Genomic DNA, 22335 nt, shown 5'->3' on the forward strand with positions numbered 1-22335 from the left:
GGCTTGGGGGTCTGAGGGCTAAGGCCCGAGGCCGAGGTCTGGGGCCTGGGGGCTTGGGGGCTGAGGCCTGAGGCCGAGGGCTGGGGCCTGCTGGCTTGAGGGCTTGGGTTTGGGCTTGGGCTTGGGTTTGGGCTTGGGCTTGAGAGCCTGAGGGCTTGAGGTTCTTCGAGCGGAGGCCGGGAGGGTGGCCGCAAGTCGGCAGACCGACGTGCCCAGCCCCCTCTCTCCCTCCGTAGCCAGCCTTCCTACCGGCACCGAGCCAAGCGCAAGACGGCGATGCCGCCGTCACCATCCGCTGCCAGGCCATCCGCCTTACACCGGCACATGTCACGCACTCTTACGTCCCCCGCCGCGCATGGCTTGGAACAGGCCCGTGGCGGCCACGGCGCCGCCGACCACCATGAGGACGAGGCCCACCTTCGTCAGAGTGAAGACCGGGATCTCGACACCGTCGGTGAACAGCCACAGGCACAGGCCGACGACGATGGTGATGGCGCCTTCCATCAGGTTCTTCTTTGCCGGAGTCATGCCCACCAACGTAGGAACACGGAGTAGCTCCGAGCATCGGCCTGGCGGGCGAAACCCGGCTGCATCGTTCGACGTATCAGGCCGCCGACCCCGACCCCGACTCCGCATCAGCCCGCAGGTCATCCTCCGAAGCGCCCCGCCGCCAGTACCCGATGAAGGACACCGAACGCCGGTCCACTCCACACTCGTTGACCAGATGCCGCCGCAGCGCCTTCACCATCCCGGCCTCGCCGGCGAGCCACGCATACGGGGCGTCCCCGCCCGGCGTCACAGCCTCCCGGAAGGCCGCCACCAGCGCATCCTGACCGCCTTGGCCGCCCTCCGCGATCCACGTCAGCTTCGCCCCCGAAGGCGCCCGCAGCGGCAGCCGATCGGCCTCCTCCGGCACCGCCAGCCACGCCCGTACCGGAACGTCATCCGGCAGCGACTCCAGGATCGCCGCGGCAGCCGGCAAGGCAGTCTCATCCCCCGCCAGCAGCACCTCCGACGCCCCCTCCGGCAGCTGGAAGCGGACGCCGGTGTTCTCCGGCACCGCCGGACCCAGCAGGATCAGCCGGTCACCCGGACCAGCCCCAGCCGCCCACGTAGCCGCCGGCCCCGCCGGCTCCGCGTGCAGCACGAAGTCGATGTCGACCTCGACGCCGCCACCAGCAATATCTGCATCCCGCTGCGCCCGCACCGTGTACGACCGCAGGATCGCCCGCACGCCCGGGTCCAGCGCCCGATACTCCTCGAACCAGCCCTCGCCCGTAGGCATCACCGGCTCCGACTGCCCTGGATGCGGCAGGAAGACCGACAGGCTCTGGTCGCGGCCGCCGGAGGCGAAGCCCGCCAGCCCGGGCCCACCGAAGGTGACCCGCACCAGCGACGGCGACAGCCGCTCGGTCCGTACGACCTCGGCGTGGAAGAACCGGAAGGGGGCGACCTCAGTGGCAGCGGCGTCGGCCACGTCAGCTGACCTTCTTCGCCGACTCGATCGCCTTCGCCAGGTCCTCCAGGATCGGCGCGCACGCCTCGTACGAGTAGATCGGCTCCGTCACACGCGGAATCACCTGGCCGGCCTTGACCGCGGGGAGCTTCTTCCAGGTCGGCTTGGCCTCCAGCGCGTCCGGCTGCAGGGCCTGGGTGCGGTTGTCGAGGAGGATGACGTCGGCGTCGTACTTGTCGGCGTTCTCCCAGCTCAGCTCCTCGAAGAAGCCGTCGGGGGTGAGCTTCTTCGGGACGACGATGTTGACGCCGAGCTCCTGGAAGTAGCGCAGGTCGGCGGACGGCTTGGGGGCGGAGACGTAGAAGAGATCGTCGCTGCCGGAGCCGACCAGGACCTTGATGTCCTTGTTCGCCTTGGCGACCTTGCGCAGTCGCTCGGCGGCGTCCTCGAAGCGCTTCTTGGCGTCGGTGACCTTCTTGGCCTTCAGGTCCGCGCCGAGCGACTCGGCGAGCTGCTCGTGGCGGCGCAGCGGCTCGGTGAGGGTGGTCTCGGCGACCATGAGGCCGACGCTGGGGGCGAGGGAGTAGATCTTGTCCTTGCTGTCGTCCGGTACGGACCACAGCGTGTCCTTGAGGAACATCGAGCTGACCAGCAGCTCGGGCTCGAGCGCGGCGTACTTCTCGATGTTGAACTTGCCCCAGGCGTTGCCGAGGATCTCGACCTTGTCGACGGGCAGGTCGCCGGCCTGGACGTCGGGCTTGCCGCCCTTGGTGGTGGTCGGGCCGAAGACCGCCTTGCAGAGGATGCCGTAGTCGTAGAGCGCGGCGGCGGTGCCGGTGAACGCGACGATGTTCTTCGGCGTCGCGTCGGCCTTCGCGGTCTCCCCGCGGTCGTCCTTGAACGACCAGGGACCGGACTCCTTGCCGCCGCCCGAGCCGGCGTCCCCCTTCGAGCCCTTGTCGTCGCCACATGCGGCGAGCAGGGACGTCAGGCCGAGTGCACCACCGGCGGCGAGGACGCCGCGACGGGAGAGGGGGCTGCGGGGGGCATTGGGCATGGCTGTGCTGCTTTCGCTCGGACGGTTGCGAGTTAGGTGAGCCTAACCTACAAACCCATCAGCCCTGAAGGGCCCCTTCCGCCGCCGCGTCGAAGGCCCCCCGGGCCAGCCGGTGCAGCAGTGCCGCCGTCTCCGTCCGTCCCGGCAGGGAGGCGCGTGGGCTCAGGTGCGGGGTCGAGTTCAGGAGGCCGAAGACCGCGTGTACCGCCGTGCGGGCCTCGCCGTCGCCGAGCTCCGCATGGACCTTGCGGACCGCGTCCACCCACAGCTCCACGTACTGCCGCTGCAGCTGGCGGACCAGCTTGCGGTCCTCGTCGCGGAGGCGGTCGAGCTCGCGGTCGTGGAGGGTGATCAGAGAGCGGTCGTCGAGGGCGAAGTCGATGTGGCCGTCGATGAGGGAGTCCAGCAGGGCGGTGCCCGCGGCCGCCGCCGAGCGCTGCTTGCCCGCCGCCAGCAGGCGTTCGCTGATGCCGACCAGCAGCTCCGCGAGCATCGCGTCCTTGCCCGCGAAGTGGCGGTAGAGCCCGGGGCCGCTGATGCCGACCGCCGCGCCTATCTCGTCCACGCCGACGCCGTGGAACCCGCGCTCGGCGAAGAGGCGGGCGGCCTCGCGGAGGATCTGCTCGCGGCGGGTGACGGCGGGCGCGTTCGTGGTCATGAAGGCCATTGTAGACAGGTGGGTTAGTGAGCGTTAACCTGAATGCGGTTGGTTAACGGCGACTAACTGAAGGGGCTGAAGTGGACGACGCACCGGTGCTGGCCAGTACCGCCGATCCGGCGAGTGAGGCGTGGCAGGCCAATGAGGCCGCCCACCGCGCCCTCGCCGACGAGCTGCGCGCCAAGCTGAGCAAAGCACGCGCGGGCGGCGGCGCCAAGGCCCGGCAGCGGCACACCGACCGCGGCAAGCTGCTCCCGCGCGACCGCGTGGACGGCCTCCTCGACCCCGGTTCGCCCTTCCTGGAGCTGGCGCCCCTGGCGGCGAACGGCATGTACGACGACGCCGCCCCGGCGGCGGGCGTGATCGCCGGCATCGGCCGGGTCAGCGGCCGTGAGTGCGTGATCGTCGCCAACGACGCGACCGTCAAGGGCGGCACGTACTACCCGATGACGGTGAAGAAGCACCTCCGGGCGCAGGAAGTGGCCCTGGAGAACCGCCTCCCCTGCCTCTACCTCGTCGACTCCGGCGGCGCCTTCCTCCCCATGCAGGACGAGGTCTTCCCCGACCGCGAGCACTTCGGGCGGATCTTCTACAACCAGGCCCGGATGTCCGGCGCCGGCATCCCGCAGATCGCCGCCGTCCTCGGCTCCTGCACGGCCGGTGGCGCCTACGTCCCCGCGATGAGCGACGAGGCCGTCATCGTCCGGAATCAAGGCACGATCTTCCTCGGCGGCCCACCCCTGGTGAAGGCCGCCACCGGCGAGGTCGTCACCGCCGAGGAGCTCGGCGGCGGCGAGGTGCACTCCCGTACGTCCGGCGTCACCGACCACCTCGCCGAGGACGACGCGCACGCGCTGCGGATCGTACGGAACATCGTCGCCACCCTCCCCGAGCGCGGCCCGCTGCCCTGGTCCGTACGACCGGCAGAGCCGCCGAAGCACGACCCTTCCGGCCTCTACGGCATGGTCCCCGCCGACTCCCGCACCCCCTACGACGTCCGCGAGGTCATCGCCCGGATCACCGACGGCTCCCGCTTCCAGGAGTTCAAGGCCGAGTACGGCCAGACCCTGGTCACCGGCTTCGCCCGGATCCACGGCCACCCGGTCGGCATCGTCGCCAACAACGGCATCCTCTTCTCCGAATCCGCCCAGAAGGGCGCCCACTTCATCGAGCTCTGCGACCAGCGCGGCATCCCGCTGCTCTTCCTGCAGAACATCTCCGGCTTCATGGTGGGACGGGATTACGAAGCCGGCGGCATCGCCAAGCACGGCGCCAAGATGGTGACCGCGGTGGCCTGCACCCGCGTCCCGAAGCTGACCGTCGTCATCGGCGGCTCGTACGGCGCCGGCAACTACTCGATGTGCGGCCGCGCCTACTCCCCCCGCTTCCTGTGGATGTGGCCCAACGCCAAGATCTCGGTGATGGGCGGCGAGCAGGCCGCCTCCGTGCTGGCCACGGTCAAGCGCGACCAGCTGGAAGGCCGCGGCGAGGACTGGCCGGCCGAGGCGGAGGAGGCCTTCAAGGCCCCGGTCAGGGATCAGTACGAGACGCAGGGGAACGCGTACTACGCCACCGCCCGCCTCTGGGACGACGGCGTCATCGACCCCCTGGACACCCGCCAGGCGGTCGGCCTGGCCCTGACCGCCTGTGCCAACGCGCCCCTGGGCGAGCCGGCCTTCGGCGTCTTCCGGATGTGATGGTGAGGATGGGGATGTTCGAGACGGTTCTGGTCGCCAACCGGGGCGAGATCGCGGTCCGCGTGATGCGCACGCTGCGCTCGCTCGGGGTCCGCTCGGTCGCGGTCTTCACGGACGCCGACGCGGGCGCGCGGCATGTCGCGGAGGCGGACGCGGCGGTACGGATCGAGTCGTATCTCTCGGTCGACGAGCTGGTCCGGGCGGCGGGCGCGTCCGGCGCGCAGGGCGTCCACCCCGGCTACGGCTTCCTGGCGGAGAACGCCGGCTTCGCGGCGGCCTGCGCGGACGCCGGTCTTGCCTTCATCGGCCCGCCGGCGTCGGCGATCGAGCTGATGGGCGACAAGATCCGGGCCAAGGAGACGGTACGGGCCGCCGGGGTGCCGGTGGTGCCGGGCTCGTCGGGGAGCGGCCTGACCGACGCCGAACTCGCGACGGCCTCGCGGGAGATCGGCATGCCCGTACTCCTCAAGCCGAGCGCGGGCGGCGGCGGCAAGGGCATGCGGCTCGTCCGCGACGAGGCCGCCCTGGGCGACGAGATCGCGGCAGCGCGGCGGGAGGCGCGGTCGTCCTTCGGCGACGACACGCTGCTCGTCGAGCGCTGGGTCGACCGCCCGCGGCACATCGAGATCCAGGTGCTGGCGGACGGCCACGGCGGCGTGATCCACCTCGGCGAGCGGGAGTGCTCGCTGCAGCGGCGGCACCAGAAGATCGTGGAAGAGGCGCCGTCGGTGCTCCTCGACGGCGACACCCGCGCCGCGATGGGCGCGGCTGCGGTGGAGGCGGCGCGCTCGTGCGGGTATGTGGGCGCGGGGACGGTGGAGTTCATCGTGCCCGGCGACGACCCGGCCTCGTATTTCTTCATGGAGATGAACACCCGGCTGCAGGTCGAGCACCCGGTGACGGAGCTGGTCACGGGCCTGGACCTGGTCGAGTGGCAGCTACGGGTCGCCTGCGGCGAGCGGCTGCCGTTCGGGCAGGACGACGTCGAGCTGACCGGCCACGCGATCGAGGCGCGGGTGTGCGCGGAGGTCGCCCGGGTCGCGGGCGACGGGCGGGTGGACTTCCTGCCGTCGGCGGGCACGGTCCGCCTGCTGCGGGAGCCGTCAGGGCCTGGTGTGCGGGTGGACTCCGGCCTGTACGAGGGCTCGGAGGTCGGGACCTCGTACGACCCGATGCTCGCGAAGGTGATCGCGCACGGCCCGGACCGGGAGACGGCGCTGCGGCGGCTGCGCTCCGCCTTGGCCGACACGGTGATCCTCGGCGTGGACACGAACGTCGGCTTCGTGCGGAGGCTGCTGGCGCAGGGCGATGTGGTGTCCGGGGACTTGGATACGGGGCTGGTGGACCGGGTCGCGGCCGGGCTGGTCCCGGGGGAGGTCCCGGACGAGGTGTACGTGGCGGCGGCGCTGTCCCGGCAACCGGACGTGCCGGAGAGCGGCGGCTGGGTCGACCCGTTCTCGGTGTCGAACGGCTGGCGCCTGGGCGGCGAACCGGCGTGGACGGCGCGGCACTTCCGGGTGCCGGGACACGAACCGGTGGAGGTACGCCTGCGAGACCAGGAAGTGTTGGTCGGACAGGACACCACCATTCAGCCCGTCCGGCGTTTGAGGACCGGGGGTCCGGGGGCGGAGCCCCTGGAAACCTTCGAGCTCGACGGCACCGTCCACACCTTCCGCACCGCCGACGGCTGGCTGGCCCGCGCGGGCGACACGTGGCACGTCCAGGACTACGACCCCGTCGAAGCCACCCTCGCCGGAGGCGCCCTCGCGGCGGGAGCCGACGCCCTCACCGCCCCCATGCCCGGCACCGTCACGGTCGTGAAAGCCGCCGTGGGCGATCACGTGGACGCCGGCCAGAGCCTCCTCGTCGTGGAAGCCATGAAGATGGAGCACGTCATCGCCGCCCCGCACGCCGGCACCGTCACCGAACTCGACGTGACCCCCGGCAGCACCGTCGCCATGGACCAGGTCCTGGCCGTCGTGCAGCCCGACGAAGAGGAGCCGGCGCATGACTGATCTCCCCATGCGGTTCCCCGCCCCTGGCGGCCTTCCGGCGCGGGTCCGGATCCACGAGGTCGGCCCCCGCGACGGCCTGCAGAACGAGAAGCAGGCCATCCCGACCGACGTCAAAGCCGAGTTCATCCACCGCTTGGCGGCCGCGGGCCTCACCACCATCGAGGCCACCAGCTTCGTGCGCCCGGAGTGGGTCCCGCAGCTCGCCGACGCCGAGGAGCTCTACCCGCAACTCACCGGCATCGACGCCGACCTCCCCGTCCTCGTCCCCAACACCCGAGGCCTGGAACGCGCCGAGGCCCTGGGCGCCACCCGCATCGCCGTCTTCGCGAGCGCCACCGAGACCTTCGCCCAGCGCAACCTCAATCGCTCCGTCGACGAGTCGCTGAAGATGTTCGCCCCGGTGGTGGAGCGGGCCAAGCAGGCCCGCCTGCACGTCCGCGGCTACCTCTCGATGTGCTTCGGCGACCCCTGGGAGGGCGCCGTCCCCGTCCACCAGGTGGTCCAGGTCGCCAAGGCCCTGGCCGGCATGGGCTGCGACGAGCTCAGCCTCGGCGACACCATCGGCGTCGCCACCCCCGGCCACGTCCAGGCGCTCCTCTCCGCGCTCAACGAGGCGGGCGTGCCCACCCCCGCCCTCGCCGTGCACTTCCACGACACGTACGGCCAGGCCCTCTCCAACACCCTCGCCGCCCTCCAGCACGGCGTCGCCACCGTCGACGCCTCCGCGGGCGGCCTCGGCGGCTGCCCGTACGCGAAGAGCGCCACCGGCAATCTCGCCACCGAAGACCTCGTCTGGATGCTGCACGGCCTCGGCATCGAGACCGGCGTCGACCTCGATCAGCTCGTCGCCACCAGCACGTGGATGGCGGCACACCTCGGCCGCCCGAGCCCGTCGCGCACCGTTACGGCCCTCTCCCACAAGGAGTCCTGACCCATGCCTTTCGACCACCGCCTCCCCGACGAGCTCGAGGAACTCCGCCGCACCGTCGAGGAGTTCGCGCACGACGTCGTCGCGCCGAAGATCGGCGAGTACTACGAGAACCACCAGTTCCCGTACGAGATCGTCCGCGAGATGGGCCGCATGGGCCTCTTCGGCCTGCCCTTCCCGGAGGAGTACGGCGGCATGGGCGGCGACTATCTCGCCCTCGGCCTGGCCCTGGAAGAGCTCGCCCGCGTCGACTCCTCCGTCGCCATCACCCTCGAAGCCGGCGTCTCGCTCGGCGCGATGCCGATCTTCCGCTACGGCACCGACGAGCAGAAGCGCGAGTGGCTGCCGAAGCTCTGCTCCGGCGAACTGCTCGGCGCCTTCGGCCTCACCGAGCCCGAGTGCGGCTCGGACGCCGGCGGCACCCGCACCACCGCGGTCCGCGACGGCGACGAGTGGGTGATCAACGGCTCCAAGTGCTTCATCACCAACTCCGGTACGGACATCACCGGCCTGGTCACCGTCACCGCGGTCACCGGCCGCAAGGCTGCGTCTGATTCCTCTGGCGGCTCCCCGAAGATCTCCACCATCATCGTCCCGTCCGGCACCCCCGGCTTCACGGTCGCGGCGCCGTACTCGAAGGTCGGCTGGAACGCCTCGGACACCCGCGAGCTGTCCTTCTCCGACGTCCGCGTCCCGGCGGCGAACCTGCTCGGCGAGGAGGGCCGCGGCTACGCGCAGTTCCTCCGCATCCTCGACGAGGGCCGCATCGCCATCTCGGCGCTGGCCACCGGCCTCGCGCAGGGCTGCGTGGACGAGTCCGTCGCGTACGCCAAGCAGCGCCAGGCCTTCGGACGGCCGATCGGCGCGAACCAGGCGATCCAGTTCAAGCTCGCGGACATGGAGATGCGCGCCCACACCGCCCGGGTGTCCTGGCGCGATGCCGCGTCCCGCCTGGTGCACGGCGAGCCCTTCAAGAAGGAGGCCGCCCTCGCCAAGCTCTACTCCTCCACGATCGCGGTCGACAACGCCCGCGACGCGACCCAGATCCACGGCGGGTACGGCTTCATGAACGAGTACCCGGTGGCCCGGATGTGGCGCGACTCCAAGATCCTGGAGATCGGGGAGGGGACGAGCGAGGTGCAGCGGATGCTGATCGCGCGGGAGCTGGGGGTTTCGGCTTAGGCGCAGCCGCCCTTCATCGTCGGCCAGGCCTCGACGCCGTCCGGGGTGCGGACGTAGGCGGTCTTCTTGTCCGCTGCCAGCCACAGCTTCCAGTCCTTGAAGCGGTAGCCGGTGTCCTTGGCGTCGTCGGGCATGCGCGTATCGCCGTCGTACGGGGACGAGAGCATGTCCTCGTTGAGGACGCCCTTGGGGTCGCGGGCGTAGAGGCGCTCGCGGCCGCCGTGGCTGGGGCTGTCCGTGCTGATGAAGTACGCGCTCTCCCAGCCGCAGTGGTCGGAGCCGGGATTGCTCGAGACCTTGGTCGTCGGCACCCGGCGGCCGTCGCGGTCGTGCCAGATCTCGAGGCCCATCGCGTCCGTCACCGCCGGTGTGAACTCCGCCGGGTCGCACTGTGCCGCGGTCTCGGGGCCCCAGCCGGGTCGGTTCGGCGAGTCCTTGGCGACCACGACCGCGTGCTTGGTGCGGCCCTTCACGTCGTACGAGTAGAGCACCCGGCCGTCGCGCCGCGCCTCGACGCGGAAGCTGTACGGGGGCTGCTCGGAGCCATTGTGGTCGAAGTAGTGCGCCAGCCCGTCCTCGGGGGATTCGCCGGCGTCCCCCTTGCTGTAGCCGCCTTCGGGACCGCCCGAATAGATCGCCCCGTCGCATTCCAGGGCCTTGCCCGCCGCGCCCGACATCTCCAGCATCGCCTTGGGGGCCGGGTCCTCGCCGTCCTTCTCCGTCGGCTCCCGGCCGGGGTCGTCGAGCGCCCCGGCGTACGGCGCCGGCGGTGCCTTCCCGTCCGCCACCAGCGCCGGCCCGTCCTCCCCGCACCCCGCCAGGGACACCGTCACCGCCAGCAGCCCCGCCGCCAGCACCGCCCCGTACGCCCTCGTCCCCATCCGCCCGCCCCTCTCGCCACGCCGTCGCCGGTCGGACGTGGGGCGCGCCACGCCGGTTCCCCCTGGACAGGCGCGATAACCCGCGGGTAGCTTCGGGCTGAGCAAGCGCTTAGGCAGGCGCGTCGTCACCATGGCCGGAGGTAGACCGTGAAGCGGACCGTATTCAACGAGGACCACGAGGCGTTCCGCGAGACCATTCGCGCCTTTATCGAGGCCGAGGTCGTCCCGGTGTACGACGAGTGGTTCGCCGCGGGTCAGGCGCCGCGCGAGTTCTACTACAAGCTGGGTGAGCTGGGCATCTTCGGCATCAATGTGCCGGAGGAGTTCGGCGGCGCGGGTCTGGACACGCACAAGTTCGAGGCCGTGCTGTACGAGGAGACGGCCCGCGCCGGCGTGCAGTTCGGCGGGTCCGGCGTGCATGTGCTGCTCGCCCTGCCGTACATCAAGATGCTCGCCGACGACGAGCAGAAGAAGCGCTATCTGCCGAAGTTCGTCTCCGGCGAGGAGATGTGGGCGCTGGCGATGACCGAGCCGGGCACCGGCTCCGACCTCGCGGGCATGAAGACCTCCGCCAAGCTCTCCGAGGACGGCACCCACTACGTCCTCAACGGCGCCAAGACCTTCATCACCGGCGGCGTGCACGCCGACCGCGTGATCGTGTGCGCCCGCACCGCCCCGCCGCGCGAGGACGACCGCCGCTACGGCATCTCCCTCTTCGCCGTCGACACCAAGGCCGAGGGCTACTCCATCGGCCGCAAGCTGGACAAGCTCGGCCTGCGCACCTCCGACACCGCCGAGCTCGCCTTCGTGGACGTCAAGGTCCCGGTCGAGGACCTGATGGGCGAGGAGAACAAGGGCTTCTACTACCTCGGCCAGAACCTGCCGTCCGAGCGCTGGGGCATCGCCTTCGGCGCGTACGCCCAGGCCGCGGCCGCGGTGCGGTTCGCCCAGGAGTACGTGACGGACCGGACGGTCTTCGGGAAGACGGTCGCGTCCTTCCAGAACACCAAGTTCGAACTGGCCGCCTGCCAGGCCGAGGTGGACGCGGCCCAGGCCGTCGCCGACCGCGCGCTGGAGGCGCTGGACGAGGGCGAGCTGACGGCGGCCGAGGCGGCCTCCGCGAAGCTCTTCAACACCGAGGTCGCGCACCGGGTGATCGACCGCTGCCTGCAGCTGCACGGCGGCTACGGGTACATGAACGAGTACCCGATCGCCCGCCTGTACGCCGACAACCGCGTCAACCGGATCTACGGCGGCACCAGCGAGGTCATGAAGTCCATCATCGCGAAGTCGATGGGCCTGTGATCCTGTCCGTATGAGCGACGCACAACTGAAGGACCTGCTCGATCTGCTCGACCTGGAGCGGATCGAGCAGGACATCTACCGGGGCCAGTCCCGTTCCGCCGTCGTCCCCCGGGTCTTCGGCGGGCAGGTCGCCGCGCAGGCCCTGGTCGCCGCCGGGCGCACGGTGCCGGACGGGCGCCCCGCGCACTCTCTGCACGCGTACTTCCTGCGCCCGGGCGACCCGGGCGCGCCGATCGTCTACACCGTGGACCGGATCCGCGACGGCCGCTCCTTCACCACCCGGCGGGTGGTGGCGGTGCAGCACGGCAAGCCGATCTTCCACCTGTCGGCGTCCTTCCAGGCCGACGAGGAGGGCCTGGAGCACCAGGAGCCGATGCCGGCGGCGCCCGATCCCGAGACGCTGCCGACGGCCGAGGAGGCGCTGCCGCAGTACGCGCACCTCTTCGCGCCCGGCGTCATGGACCGGATCCTGGAGGCGCGCGGCGCCGTCGACCTGCGGTACGCGGAGGCGCCGCCGTTCGTCACCGCGGGGCAGCCGCGCGAGCCGCGCTCGCAGGTCTGGTTCCGTACGAACGGCAAGCTGCCGGACGACACCGATCCGATGCTGCACATCTGCCTGGCGACGTATGTGTCCGACATGACGCTGCTCGACTCGGTGCTGCTCGCGCACGGGCGCGGCGGCTGGGCGATCGGGGACGTGGTCGGGGCCAGCCTGGATCACGCGATGTGGTTCCACCGGCCCTTCCGGGCCGACGAATGGCTGCTGTACGACCAGGAGTCGCCGACGTCGCAGGGCGGCCGCGGGCTCGGCAAGGGGCGGATCTTCAGCCGGGACGGGCGGCTGGTCGCCGATGTCATCCAGGAGGGTGTGGTCCGGGTCCCGCGCGCCTAGGGTCAGTTCGCCCCGTAGCCGTGCAGGAAGGCGTGCACCCCCGCCCGTACCGACTCGGTGATCTCGGCGTCGGTCGGCTGCCGTGCCCGGAAGGACGGGCTCTGCGGTGAGGTGAGCTGCGTGAGGTGCAGCGCCGCGCGCTCCGGGTCAGGGACCCGGAGCAGGCCGCGGTCGGCCAGTCCGGCCAGCCAGTCCGCGAAGGCGCGGAAGACCCGCAGCGGGCCCGCCTCCTGCCAGGCCTCGATGGCGGGCGGGGGGATGTGGTCGACGTCCGCGTTGAGGTGCCGGATGAGCGCGAAGTGGCGGTCCTGCGCCGGGTCCCTGCGGTGCCACTCCAGGCCGAAGTCGATCAGGTCCTGCTCGATGTCGGTGACCTTGCGCAGGTGCCGTTCCAGGATCGCCAGCTGGGCCTCGGCGACGCGGTTGGCGCTGTAGAGGATCACGTCCTCGAAGAGCCGCGCCTTGTCCGTGAAGTGGTTGTAGATCGTGCGGGTGGAGACGCCCGCTTCTTTGGCGATCGTGTCGATGCCGGCCCGCGTGTAGCCGTCGCGGGCGAAGACCGTGAGCGCGCCCTCCAGCACCGCCTGCCGTTTCTCGGCGCCCCGGCGTGGTGTATCCGTGCTGGTCATGGCGGCTCCCTCGATCGTAAGTACAACGTTCATTGCAGAAAGTGCAGTGCACGTTGTACTTTACCTGAGGAAGGCACTCCGCTCGACCATCTGGAGCTACTCATGTCCCGTAACCCGCTGCGCATCGCCATCGTCATCGGCAGCACCCGCCCGGGCCGCCGCGGCACGCTCGTGGCCGACTGGGTCGCGGATGTGGCGCGCCGCCATCCGGCCGCGGAAGCGGGCGAGGCCGTCTTCGAGACCGTCGACCTGGCCGCCTTCGAGCTGCCGCTGCTGGACGAGGCGGTGCCCGGCATCTTCGGCGACTACCGCAATCCGCACACGCGGAAGTGGGCGGAGGCCATTGCCGGTTACGACGGCTTCGTCTTCGTCACGCCGGAGTACAACCACTCCGTACCGGCGGCCCTGAAGAACGCCATCGACTACCTCTACGCCGAGTGGAACGACAAGGCGGCCGGCTTCGTCAGCTACGGCATCCACGGCGGCACCCGCGCCGTCGAGCACCTGCGCGTCACCCTCGCCGAGCTGAAGGTGGCGGATGTGCGCTCGCAGGTGGCGCTGTCGATGTTCACCGACTTCGTGATCAGCGACCCGCTGGAGGCCGGCGTCTGCGCGCCCGGCGAGCACCAGGAGCCGACGCTGAACGAGATGCTGGACGAGATCGTCGCCTGGTCCGGCGCGCTGCGGCCGCTGCGCGAGCGCGCCCGGGAGTCCGCGGGGGCCGTCTCATGACGGCGCTGCGGAGCCGCCCGGCGGCGACGCTCGCCGTGGTGCTGCTGGGCTTTCTCACCCTCCCGATGTCGATGTCCGGGACCACGGTCGCGGTCCCCGGCATCGGCCGGGACCTGGACGCGTCCGGCGGCTCGCTGCAGTGGGTGGTCACCGGGTACTTCCTGATGGCCTCGTCCTTCATGCTCGTCGCCGGCTCGCTGGGCGACCTCTTCGGCCGCCGCCGGATCTACCGCGGCGGGGCGCTGCTCTACGGCGCGGGCACCCTCGCGAGCGCGGCGGCGCCGGGCGTCCTCTTCCTCGACGTGGCCCGCTCGGTCACCGGCATCGGGGCGGCCGGGGTGATGGCCGGCGGCGGTGCCGTACTGGCCTCGACCTTCGAAGGGCCCGCCCGCACCCGGGCGTTCGCCGCCGTCGGCACGACCGCGGGCGTCGGCCTCGCCGCCGGGCCCACGGTCGCCGGCTGGCTGGTCGGCGGGGTCGGCTGGCGCGCCGCCTTCGCCGTCTTCGCGGCCGTCGCGGCGCTGCTCCTCGCCGGTACGTTCGCGATGCCCGAGTCCCGGGCGGGGGAGCGGCCGAAGGTGGACTGGGCCGGGGCGGGGCTGTTCATCGGCGGCCTCGGGGCGGTGCTCTACGCGGTGACGCGGGGCGGCGACGCCGGCTGGACGAGCGCGGGTGTGCTCGGCCCGCTGGTGGTGGGGGCGGTGCTGCTGGCGTTGTTCCCGCTGGCGGAACGACGGGCCGAGCGGCCCGTGCTGGATCTCGGCCTGCTCGGCAACCGCCGCTTCATGGGCTGGATCGTCGCGGCGGTGGTGATGGCACTCGGCATGGCCGGGGTGATCGCGTACCTGCCCAGCTACCTCCAGGGCGCGAGCGGCCTCACGGCCGGGGACGCCGGACTGGCGATGCTGATGCCGACGGTCCCGATGCTGCTGATGCCGCCTTTGGCCGGCCGCCTGGTGAACAAGGGCGCCCCGCCGCGCCTGTTGATCACACTGGCACTGACAGCCATGGCGGCGGGCAACGCCTGGCTGACGGTCCTCGACCCGGACTTGGGCCCGTACGGCCTGCTCGGCCCGCTCGCGACGATCGGCGCGGGCGCGGGCCTGGCCGCGGGCATCATCGACGCCCAGGCGATGAGCCATGTCCCGGAGGAGCGGGTGGGCATGGCGTCCGGGCTGCTGAACACGGTCCGCGGCGGCGTGAACGCCCTGGCCATGACCGTCTTCGGCGCCGTCCTCGTCGCCCTGCTGACCGGTCGCCTGGACTCGGCGCGGCTGGCCGGCGAGGTCGCCACGGGCGCCTTGGGCGGCCCGCCGGCACGCCGGGAGTCGCTGGCAGCGGGCCTGACCGACGCCTGGCAGGCGGCGCTGTGGGGAGTGGCGGGACTGTCGGCGCTGGGGGCGGCGGTGGTGTGGGCGCTGCTGGCCGGCGGCGCGAGGCGCCAGCTGTCCGAGTCCGGGGGCAGGCGTCCCGCACGGCGGGACGGGTGGGCCCGGACGAACCGGCAGCCGCCGACGCGAACCGGCACCGCGTAGACCCTGGTGCGCACCCGCCCCCGGAGGGGGTATTACAGGCCCGCCGCCTGCAGCAAGTACGCCGTCATCGGCGCGTAGAAGCGGGGATCGACCACGTGGTCGTCCAAGGGGACCGTCACCGAGACGGTCCCCTCCGCCTCGCCGCAGAACAGCGCCGGGTCGTTGCTGTCCGCGAAGGACACCGTGTCGATGCCGCGGCGGCCCGCGCAGCCCGCCCAGCCGTGGTCGGCGACCACCAGGTCGGGCAGCGGCTCGCCTGCCGCCTCCAGGCCGTCGAGGATCGCCGTCATCGGCTCCGGCGCGTGCGTGTGCCACAGCGAGGCACCCCGCTCCAGCACCGCGACATCGCAGAACTGCTGCACATCCCCGTACGACTCATCACTCCCGGGCCCGACCCGCAGCCCGCCCGGGATCTGCACGATCTCGCACCCCGCCGCGGCCAGCGCCGCCGCGATCGACCGGTGCACGTCGAGCAGCCCGCCAGGGTGTCCCGTCGCCACCAGCACCCGCTGCCGCGCGGCGGCCGCCTTGCGCAGCGCCGTGGCCATCCGGTGCAGGCCGTCCACCGTCAGCTCCGGGTCGATGGTGTCGGCGCCGGTCTCGTGCGCGGGGTCGGGGTTGACCCCCACCCGCTCGGCCATCAGCGCCAGCACATCGGCCTCGGTCCAGCGCTCCGCGAGGTCCTCCAGGCCCAGCAGATAGCGGCGGTTGGCACGCGACAGCTCGCGGTAGTTGTTGCGGTTGTGCTCGCGGGTGGTGGCCACGTCGCCGGCGATGCGGGTACGGACCAGGTGGTCGATGAGCTCGGCGCGGGTGGGGACGGGGGCAGAGCCGGGAGCGGCGTTTATGGGCATGACGTCATTCTTCCTGATGCCGCTCCGGCGATCCGCCGGACGCCCCACACCGCCAGCCCCGCGGCCAGCACCGGAGCCACCCGGCGGGCGAGGATGCCGTTGCCGTCCTTGCCCATGCCGTGGCCCGGCAGCAGCCCGACCCGCACCGTCAGATCCCGGTTCGCGAGGTCGCGCAGGACCGTGCGGAGCTGGTCCACCGTCGAGTTCCCGGCCACCATCAGCTCCAGGGCGCGCCGCGCCACCTGCTCCTTGGACATCACGTCGCGGGCGAGCTCGACCAGCACGTCGCCGAGCACATCCTCGAAGATCTCCAGCGCCGACAGCTCCGGCGCCACGCACCGCACCGAACCCTCGATGTTCGCGACCGACTTCCCGAGCATGCCGATCATCGGGCTCGTCCGGATCCCGCGCTGCGCCGCGCACCGCAGCACACTCGTCAGCGTGACGCCGAAGTTCAGCTCCTCCAGGGTCGCGGAGGTGACCTTCGGCACCAGCCGCGTCATGTCCTCCTGGAAGCCCGCGAGATCGGCCCACGGAGTCGCCCGGCCCATCTCCGTCCAGGCCGAGACCAGGCCGCGGGCGTCGTTCTGGGCCAGGCTGGTCAGGGCCATCACGCCCAGCGAACCCAGATTGCGGTCGACGCGGCCCACCATGCCCCAGTCGATCAGCGTGGCGCCGTGCTCCGGGTGCACGAAGACGTTCCCCGGGTGCGGGTCGGCGTGGAACATCCGCTCCACGAAGTAGCCCCGGTACATGAACGCCAGCAGATCGCGGCCGATCTTCCGGCGCTCCTTCTCGGGTACGCCCGACAGATCCGCCCGCCGCAGCGACTCGCCTTCGGCCAGGCTCTGCAGCAGCACCCGCGGTGTCGCCAGATGCACATCCGGTACGTGGATCCGCCGGAAGTCCCGGGCCATCCGCTGTCCTTGGCGCATGTGTGCGGCCTCGGCCGTGAAGTCCAGCTCCGGCTCCATGCAGTCGAAGACGCTCTGCAGCGTCGCCTCGACATCCAGCACCGAGTCGATCCGCGGCACGGCCCGCCCGGCGATCCGCGCCGCGCGGCGGAGGGCGGCCATGTCCGCGTACACCCGCTGCCGGGTGCCGGGCCGCTGCACCTTCAGCACGCCCGTACGCCCGTCGGGCAGCACCACCCGGTAGACCTGCGCGAGCGACGCGGAGCCCATCGGGGCGTCCGTGTCGATGTCCTTGAACTCCCCGCGCCAGCGCGGCCCCAGCTCCTCCTTGAGCACCGGCTCGAAGAGGCGGAAGGGGTCGACGTGCACCGCGTCGTGCAGGTGCGCCAGCTCCCGCAGCACGGTGTCGGAGACCACGTCCGGGCGGGTGGCCAGCACCTGTCCGACCTTGACCCAGAAGGGCCCGAGCGCCTCGATCTCCGCCCGGATACGGCGCGCCCGCCGGACATGGCCCGCGAGCCGGGCGGCGTCGACGTCGATGCGCTCCCGGGAGGAGAGCACGTCGGCGACGAGCAGGGCCGTGAGCCGGGCCACCCGGCCGTTGCGGCTCACCGGCCGAACAATCGAGTGCCGGCCTCGACGTCCCCCCGTGCCGTGAAGTACTGCACCAGGGCGTCGGTGAACTCCGCCCTGGTGATCTCCCCGTCGCCGTCCGCGTCGATCTCCTTGAACCCCTGGTTCAGGTCCGCCGGATGCAGCTTCGGCCCGAACACCCGGCGGTACTCGGCCATGTCGAGACAGCCGCTGCCGTCGCTGTCCGCGGCATCGAAGACGGCGCCCATGGCCCGTAACAAACCGTCCCCGAGCGGCCCGGGACCCGCGTCCGCACCGCCGGCGACCCCCGCCACGAACTCATCCCTGGTGATCCGGCCGTCCCCATCGCCGTCCAGCGTCAGCAGCCCCTCCCACCAGCTGTCGAAGGCCTCGTACACGCGCTGCTCCCGCGCCGCGGTCAGCTCCAGCTGCCAGCACACCGCGCGCACCATCGCCTGCAGGTCCTCGCGGCTGATGAAGCCGTCGCCGGTCTGGTCCAGGACGTCGTCGAAGAACCGTCCGGCTCGCACCGGGCGCGGGTCCGCGGAGCGCGAGTGCCGCGGCGCGGGCAGCCGGCGCCGGGCGGCGCGCGGCTCCAGCGGGCCGCCGCCCATGGCGGCCGCGGCCAGGGGAAGGTAGCGCCGCCGCTCCGGCAGCCCGGCCATGAGCAGCCGGGCCGTGCGGTGCAGCAGCCAGGACAGGGCGCGGTCCCGGCGGCGGGCGGTGATCCGCAGACGGCGGCGGTACGGCTCCGGCAGGTCCGCGCGGAGGACGGCGCCCATCCCGGCGCCCGCCGCCTTCCGCAGCACGTCCCACACCGGGGCCGGGCAGCGGGCGAGCGCGGGCGGGCGCGGCACGTCGGCGTAGAGCGCGCCGAGGAGGTGGCGGACCTCGGGGTTGTCCTCGAGGACGTTCGCCACCATCGCATCGAAGTACGCGTGGTAGCCGGCGAGATCCTCCGGGACCGTCCGCGCGTCGACGCCGAAGCCCACGATGACCGGCCGCCATTCGGCATACAGCCGGGCTTCCTCGTCCCGGGTCAGCGGCCGGCCGCCGAGCCGCTCCATCGCCACCATCGCGTCGAAGAGGGTGAGGGCGATCCAGGTGCGGCTGTCGTCGTCGAGGCCGTCGTAGCGGCGGCCCTGCTCGTCCGTGCCGTTGATGTGCCGGTGCGCCCGGTGGACGCGGGCGAACTCCCGCTCGCGGGTGTCCGGATCGCCGTAGACGACGCGCTGCAGGCTCTCGAGCGTGATCTCCAGCCGGCGCAGCGGGCGGGTCCGGTACGTCGAGTGCCGGGCCAGCGCCGCGCCGCCGGCCGGCAGCGCGGCTTCGAGGACCAGGGCCCGGCCGGTGACCAGGAGCATCCGTACCTGGCCGAATAACTTCCAGCAGAGCGAGCCGGGAAGGGGAAAGGTGCGATCAGTCACCTGTGCAGGCTCCCTGGGCGGGGGGATCCATAAACACCTGCCCATCGAAAGTGCAACTAATTCGAACGGTGGTTGATGGTTCTAGCGTCCGGGTATGCAGTGTCCGTGTCTGCGGAACTGGTCGAAATTCTGAAGCAGAACAGCAGGACGTTCTTCCTTCCCATCATGCGTCTCGACGAGCCGCTGCGAGGCCTGGTGGCCGCCTACTACCTGGCCAATCGCGCGCTCGACGAGATCGAGGACCACCCTGGTCTCGCGCCTGCGAACAAGGCCGAACTGCTGCGCGGGCTCAGCCGCCTGCTGCAGCAGGCACGTTTCACCCAAGCCGATACCGACCGCCTTTTCCGCCCGTACGAAGCTGAACTCGCTCCGGTGACCCGCCGTTTCCATGAATGGGCCGTGGAATTCCCGCCGCCCGATATCGCCCCGCGCCTCTGGGATTCCCTGGCCGCGCTCGCGGACCGGATGGCGGACTGGGTGGAGGCGGAATTCCGGGTGCGCGACGAGGCCGATCTCGACCGCTATACGTTCGCGGTGGCGAGTGCGATCGGCATCACCCTGTCGGATCTGTGGAGCCGGCATGCGGGCATCGTCACGCCGCAGCCCGCGGCGGTGGCCTTCGGGCGGGCCGTACAGACCGCGAACATCACCTGGAACCGCCGCGACGACCTGGCGCGCGGCGTGGACTTCTTCCCGGCCGGGTGGACCGAGCTGGATATGTGCGGATATGTGCGGCGGCAGCTGCCGGGCGCGCAAGCCTACGTGGCCGGCATTCCGGCCGGGCCGATCCGGGATTTCTGCGCCATCACGCTGGATATCTGCACGGCCACCCTGGCCGCCATCGAGCAGGGCACCGTCCTGGACCGGGCGGTGATCCAGGCGATCGCCGCCCGGCACACCGTGCCGTAATCTCGGCGGTATGAACGGTCCCACCACCCCCCGCGGCCCCGTCGACTCCTCCCGCATACCGCGCTACGCCGGTCCGGCCACCTTCGCCCGGCTGCCGCGCGCGGATGAGGTGGCGCAGACCGACGTGGCCGTCGTCGGCGTCCCCTTCGACTCCGGCGTCTCGTACCGCCCGGGCGCCCGCTTCGGCGGCAACGCGATCCGCGAGGCGTCGCGGCTGCTGCGCCCGTACAACCCGGCGCAGGACGCGTCGCCCTTCGCGCTGGCGCAGGTGGCGGACGCGGGGGACATCGCGGTGAACCCGTTCAACATCAACGAGGCGGTGGAGACCGTCGAGGCCGCCGCGGACGAGCTGCTCGGCGCCGGATCGCGGCTGATGACGCTCGGCGGCGACCACACCATCGCGCTGCCGCTGCTCAGGTCCGTAGCAAAGAAGCACGGTCCGGTCGCGCTGCTGCACTTCGACGCGCATCTGGACACCTGGGACACGTACTTCGGCGCCGAGTACACCCACGGCACGCCCTTCCGGCGCGCGGTCGAGGAGGGCATCCTCGACACCTCGGCGCTCTCGCATGTCGGCATCCGCGGCCCGCTCTACGGCAAGCAGGATTTGACCGACGACGAGAAGATGGGCTTCGGCATCGTGACCTCGGCCGATGTCATGCGCCGCGGCGTCGACGAGGTCGCCGACCAGCTGCGGCAGCGGATCGGCGACCGGCCGCTGTACGTCTCGATCGACATCGACTGTCTGGACCCGGCGCACGCGCCCGGCACCGGCACCCCGGAGGCCGGCGGCCTCACCTCGCGCGAGCTGCTGGAGATCCTCCGCGGTCTGGCGGGCTGCAATCTGGTGTCGGCGGATGTGGTCGAGGTGGCGCCCGCGTACGACCACGCGGAGATGACGACGGTGGCGGCGTCCCACACGGCGTACGAGCTGACCACGCTGATGGCGCGGCAGATCGCGGCGGCGCGCGAAACGGGCTCGAAGGGCTAGATCTCCGCGAGCAGGCGCTCCAGGAAGCGGACCGTCTCCTCGTGGGTGTCCGACTCGGCGCACAGGCGGTCCATGACCACCATGTAGTGCTCCACGTCGTCCCGCTTGTCCAGGTAGAGCGCGCTGGTCAGCTGCTCCAGATAGACGATGTCCGGCAGGTCCGGCTCCTCGAAGCGGAGCATCGTGAGCGGGCCGCCGGCCGCCGCGAGGCCGCCGATGGCGAACGGGGCGACCTGGAGCGTGATGTTGGGACGCTGGGCCATCTCCAGCAGATGCCGGATCTGCGCCCGCATCACCTCGGGGCCGCCGAGCGGCCGCCGCAGCGCGCCCTCGTCCACGACCGCCCACAGCCGCGGCCCTTCCGGGCGGTCCAGCATCTGCTGGCGCTTGATCCGCAGGTCGACGCGGCGCTCCAGCTCGCGCTCGCCGGCGCGCGGGTGGCCGAGCAGGGTGACGGCGCGGGCGTACTCGGCGGTCTGCAGCAGGCCGGGGACGAACTGCACCTGGTAGGTACGGATGACCTTGGCGGCCTCTTCGAGGCCGAGCAGCGTCTCCAGCCAGCTGGGCAGCACATCGCTGTACTTGTGCCACCAGCCGGGATTGGACGCCCGCCGGGCCAGCTCGAGGAATTCGGCGCGCTGCTGCTCGTCGGTGACGCCGTAGAGCGTGAGCAGGTCGGATACGTCCCGCTCCTTGTAGCCCACCCGGCCGAGCTCAAGCCGGCTGATCTTGGCGTGCGAGGCCCGGATCGCCTCGCCCGCCGCCTCGCGGGTGATCCCGCTCTCCTCGCGCATCCGCCGCAGGTGCGTGCCCAGCACGATGCGCAGCACGGTGGGGCCACCACGCGTACGCGACGCGCCGATCGCACCCACCGAGGACTCTCCATCCGCCCTGGCCGACATCACAACTGGCCTGCTCCCCATGTCCTTTGATGTCTGTTGAGTGACGCTTCAGCGGGTGCAGTCTCGCACCTGGTAGCCGGTTGTGTACAGGTGTGCAGCTCAGCGCTCAAGTCGCCGCGCGAGCCCGGTGTGCCTCAACGGGCGAGGTCCACCAGATCGTCGAAGTCGCCGTCCTTCGCGCCTTGTATGAAGGCTGCAAGCTCCGACCGGGTGTAGACCAGCGCGGGGCCGGAGGGATGTCGGGAGTTGCGCACGGCGACGTCGCCGCCTGGGAGTCCGGCCACTTCTACGCAGTCACCTGAGGGGTTCGACGCGCGGGCCTTGCGCCAGGAAACGCTGCCCAACAGGGGAGCCGGTATGCCGTTGTCGTGTCGCTCCTGGTGCATATGTCGCCTCTTTCTCACGCAGCGCACGGGTGTGCTTGCATTCGGTATTTGCATCCGTGCTTGCATCTGTACTTGCAGCGGTAAGTGCACATGCTTCAAGATGTCTACGCAAGCCTGTTCGCTCAACAACCAGACTTTCCTGGGGAGTTCGGCATGACGGCATTAGCGCAACTGGCGGCGGGAGCGGTCCAGGACTGGACCGCCGCAGCGGAGTTCGCCGCCTGCACGCTGGAGGCCGAGCCCCGGTCCATCGGCGCCGCCCGGCAGTTCACCCGCTCCACGCTCGACTGCTGGGACCGTACGGATCTGGCGGACGCGATCGAAGTGGCCGTCTCCGAGATGGTCACGAACGCGCTGCGGCACGGATTGTCCCTGGCCCCCGTCGAGCCCC

Annotated in this window: 22 protein-coding genes; 11 read left to right on the plus strand and 11 right to left on the minus strand. The window is 71.5% G+C overall.

What is annotated here, in order from left to right:
- Positions 1-327 precede the first annotated feature (327 nt).
- The 4 genes from G5C51_RS25155 to G5C51_RS25170 all read right to left on the minus strand — a co-directional run bounded on the left by G5C51_RS25155 (position 328) and on the right by G5C51_RS25170 (position 3171).
- Positions 328-528 (minus strand): DUF5708 family protein, encoded by a 201-nt coding sequence (locus G5C51_RS25155; protein ID WP_165240483.1) that lies wholly within the window; start codon positions 526-528, stop codon positions 328-330.
- A gap of 76 nt (positions 529-604) precedes the next feature.
- Positions 605-1477: an SIP domain-containing protein gene (locus G5C51_RS25160; protein WP_165240484.1), complete on the minus strand. Its 873-nt coding sequence runs from the start codon at positions 1475-1477 to the stop codon at positions 605-607.
- Between the two features lies 1 nt (position 1478).
- Positions 1479-2513 (minus strand): ABC transporter substrate-binding protein, encoded by a 1035-nt coding sequence (locus tag G5C51_RS25165; RefSeq protein ID WP_165240485.1) that lies wholly within the window; start codon positions 2511-2513, stop codon positions 1479-1481.
- A gap of 58 nt (positions 2514-2571) precedes the next feature.
- Complete coding sequence (locus G5C51_RS25170; RefSeq protein WP_165240486.1) at positions 2572-3171, minus strand: SACE_7040 family transcriptional regulator; 600 nt, start codon at positions 3169-3171, stop codon at positions 2572-2574.
- 80 nt (positions 3172-3251) lie between these two features.
- Here G5C51_RS25170 and G5C51_RS25175 point away from each other — a divergent pair, with 80 nt between their 5' ends.
- From G5C51_RS25175 to G5C51_RS25190, 4 genes are read left to right on the plus strand one after another with little or no spacing between them, the layout of a single operon-like run.
- Positions 3252-4868, plus strand: a complete 1617-nt coding sequence (locus G5C51_RS25175; RefSeq protein WP_165240487.1) for a carboxyl transferase domain-containing protein — start codon at positions 3252-3254, stop codon at positions 4866-4868.
- A gap of 14 nt (positions 4869-4882) precedes the next feature.
- Positions 4883-6883, plus strand: a complete 2001-nt coding sequence (locus G5C51_RS25180) for an ATP-binding protein (RefSeq protein WP_165240488.1) — start codon at positions 4883-4885, stop codon at positions 6881-6883.
- Positions 6876-7814, plus strand: a complete 939-nt coding sequence (locus G5C51_RS25185; protein ID WP_165240489.1) for a hydroxymethylglutaryl-CoA lyase — start codon at positions 6876-6878, stop codon at positions 7812-7814. Before G5C51_RS25180 ends, G5C51_RS25185 begins: the two co-directional genes overlap by 8 nt.
- Positions 7815-7817: 3 nt before the next feature.
- Positions 7818-8993, plus strand: a complete 1176-nt coding sequence (locus G5C51_RS25190; RefSeq protein WP_165240490.1) for an acyl-CoA dehydrogenase family protein — start codon at positions 7818-7820, stop codon at positions 8991-8993.
- Here the strand turns inward: G5C51_RS25190 and G5C51_RS25195 are convergent.
- Entirely contained in the window at positions 8990-9874 is an 885-nt protein-coding gene (locus tag G5C51_RS25195; RefSeq protein WP_165240491.1) for a hypothetical protein, read from the minus strand. The two genes, G5C51_RS25190 and G5C51_RS25195, sit on opposite strands and share 4 nt — an antisense overlap.
- Before the next feature lie 147 nt (positions 9875-10021).
- Between G5C51_RS25195 and G5C51_RS25200 the strand changes: the two genes are divergently transcribed.
- Together G5C51_RS25200 and tesB are read left to right on the plus strand one after the other, a co-directional pair.
- Complete coding sequence (locus G5C51_RS25200) at positions 10022-11179, plus strand: acyl-CoA dehydrogenase family protein (protein ID WP_165240492.1); 1158 nt, start codon at positions 10022-10024, stop codon at positions 11177-11179.
- A gap of 10 nt (positions 11180-11189) precedes the next feature.
- Complete coding sequence (gene tesB, locus G5C51_RS25205; RefSeq protein ID WP_165240493.1) at positions 11190-12071, plus strand: acyl-CoA thioesterase II; 882 nt, start codon at positions 11190-11192, stop codon at positions 12069-12071.
- Between the two features lie 2 nt (positions 12072-12073).
- On the opposite strand, the gene G5C51_RS25210 is transcribed toward tesB, so the two are convergent.
- Positions 12074-12700: a TetR/AcrR family transcriptional regulator gene (locus G5C51_RS25210; RefSeq protein WP_165240494.1), complete on the minus strand. Its 627-nt coding sequence runs from the start codon at positions 12698-12700 to the stop codon at positions 12074-12076.
- Positions 12701-12802: 102 nt separating this feature from the next.
- On the opposite strand from G5C51_RS25210, the gene G5C51_RS25215 reads away from it, so the two are divergent.
- Together G5C51_RS25215 and G5C51_RS25220 are read left to right on the plus strand one after the other, a co-directional pair.
- Positions 12803-13432: an NADPH-dependent FMN reductase gene (locus tag G5C51_RS25215; RefSeq protein WP_165240495.1), complete on the plus strand. Its 630-nt coding sequence runs from the start codon at positions 12803-12805 to the stop codon at positions 13430-13432.
- Positions 13429-14967, plus strand: coding sequence for an MFS transporter (locus tag G5C51_RS25220; protein ID WP_165240496.1), 1539 nt, complete (start codon positions 13429-13431; stop codon positions 14965-14967). The genes G5C51_RS25215 and G5C51_RS25220 overlap by 4 nt, the downstream gene beginning before the upstream one ends.
- Positions 14968-14999: 32 nt before the next feature.
- Here G5C51_RS25220 and G5C51_RS25225 read toward each other — a convergent pair whose 3' ends face one another.
- The 3 genes from G5C51_RS25225 to G5C51_RS25235 are packed head-to-tail and all read right to left on the minus strand — an operon-like array spanning position 15000 to position 18756.
- Positions 15000-15821 carry a phosphatase gene (locus tag G5C51_RS25225; protein WP_165240497.1) on the minus strand — a complete coding sequence of 274 codons (822 nt, stop codon included), beginning with the start codon at positions 15819-15821 and terminating at the stop codon, positions 15000-15002.
- On the minus strand, positions 15812-17347 hold the full coding sequence (locus G5C51_RS25230) for an AarF/UbiB family protein (RefSeq protein ID WP_165240498.1): 1536 nt from the start codon (positions 17345-17347) through the stop codon (positions 15812-15814). Before G5C51_RS25230 ends, G5C51_RS25225 begins: the two co-directional genes overlap by 10 nt.
- Positions 17344-18756 (minus strand): oxygenase MpaB family protein, encoded by a 1413-nt coding sequence (locus G5C51_RS25235; protein ID WP_165240499.1) that lies wholly within the window; start codon positions 18754-18756, stop codon positions 17344-17346. Before G5C51_RS25235 ends, G5C51_RS25230 begins: the two co-directional genes overlap by 4 nt.
- A 105-nt stretch (positions 18757-18861) precedes the next feature.
- Here G5C51_RS25235 and G5C51_RS25240 point away from each other — a divergent pair, with 105 nt between their 5' ends.
- Positions 18862-19665 carry a squalene/phytoene synthase family protein gene (locus tag G5C51_RS25240; protein WP_165240500.1) on the plus strand — a complete coding sequence of 268 codons (804 nt, stop codon included), beginning with the start codon at positions 18862-18864 and terminating at the stop codon, positions 19663-19665.
- Positions 19666-19675: 10 nt separating this feature from the next.
- The gene (gene speB / locus G5C51_RS25245; protein ID WP_165240501.1) at positions 19676-20656 is read left to right on the plus strand and encodes an agmatinase; all 981 of its coding nucleotides are present in this window, start codon (positions 19676-19678) and stop codon (positions 20654-20656) included.
- Here the strand turns inward: speB and G5C51_RS25250 are convergent.
- Complete coding sequence (locus G5C51_RS25250) at positions 20653-21558, minus strand: helix-turn-helix domain-containing protein (protein WP_165240502.1); 906 nt, start codon at positions 21556-21558, stop codon at positions 20653-20655. The two genes, speB and G5C51_RS25250, sit on opposite strands and share 4 nt — an antisense overlap.
- Before the next feature lie 134 nt (positions 21559-21692).
- Positions 21693-21944 (minus strand): DUF397 domain-containing protein, encoded by a 252-nt coding sequence (locus G5C51_RS25255; RefSeq protein WP_165240503.1) that lies wholly within the window; start codon positions 21942-21944, stop codon positions 21693-21695.
- Positions 21945-22097: 153 nt separating this feature from the next.
- Between G5C51_RS25255 and G5C51_RS25260 the strand changes: the two genes are divergently transcribed.
- On the plus strand, positions 22098-22335 hold a 238-nt coding region (locus G5C51_RS25260; RefSeq protein WP_165240504.1), incomplete at its 3' end, for an ATP-binding protein.

Origin of the sequence: Streptomyces coryli (assembly GCF_011044975.1) — a bacterium.
GTDB lineage: Bacteria > Actinomycetota > Actinomycetes > Streptomycetales > Streptomycetaceae > Streptomyces > Streptomyces coryli.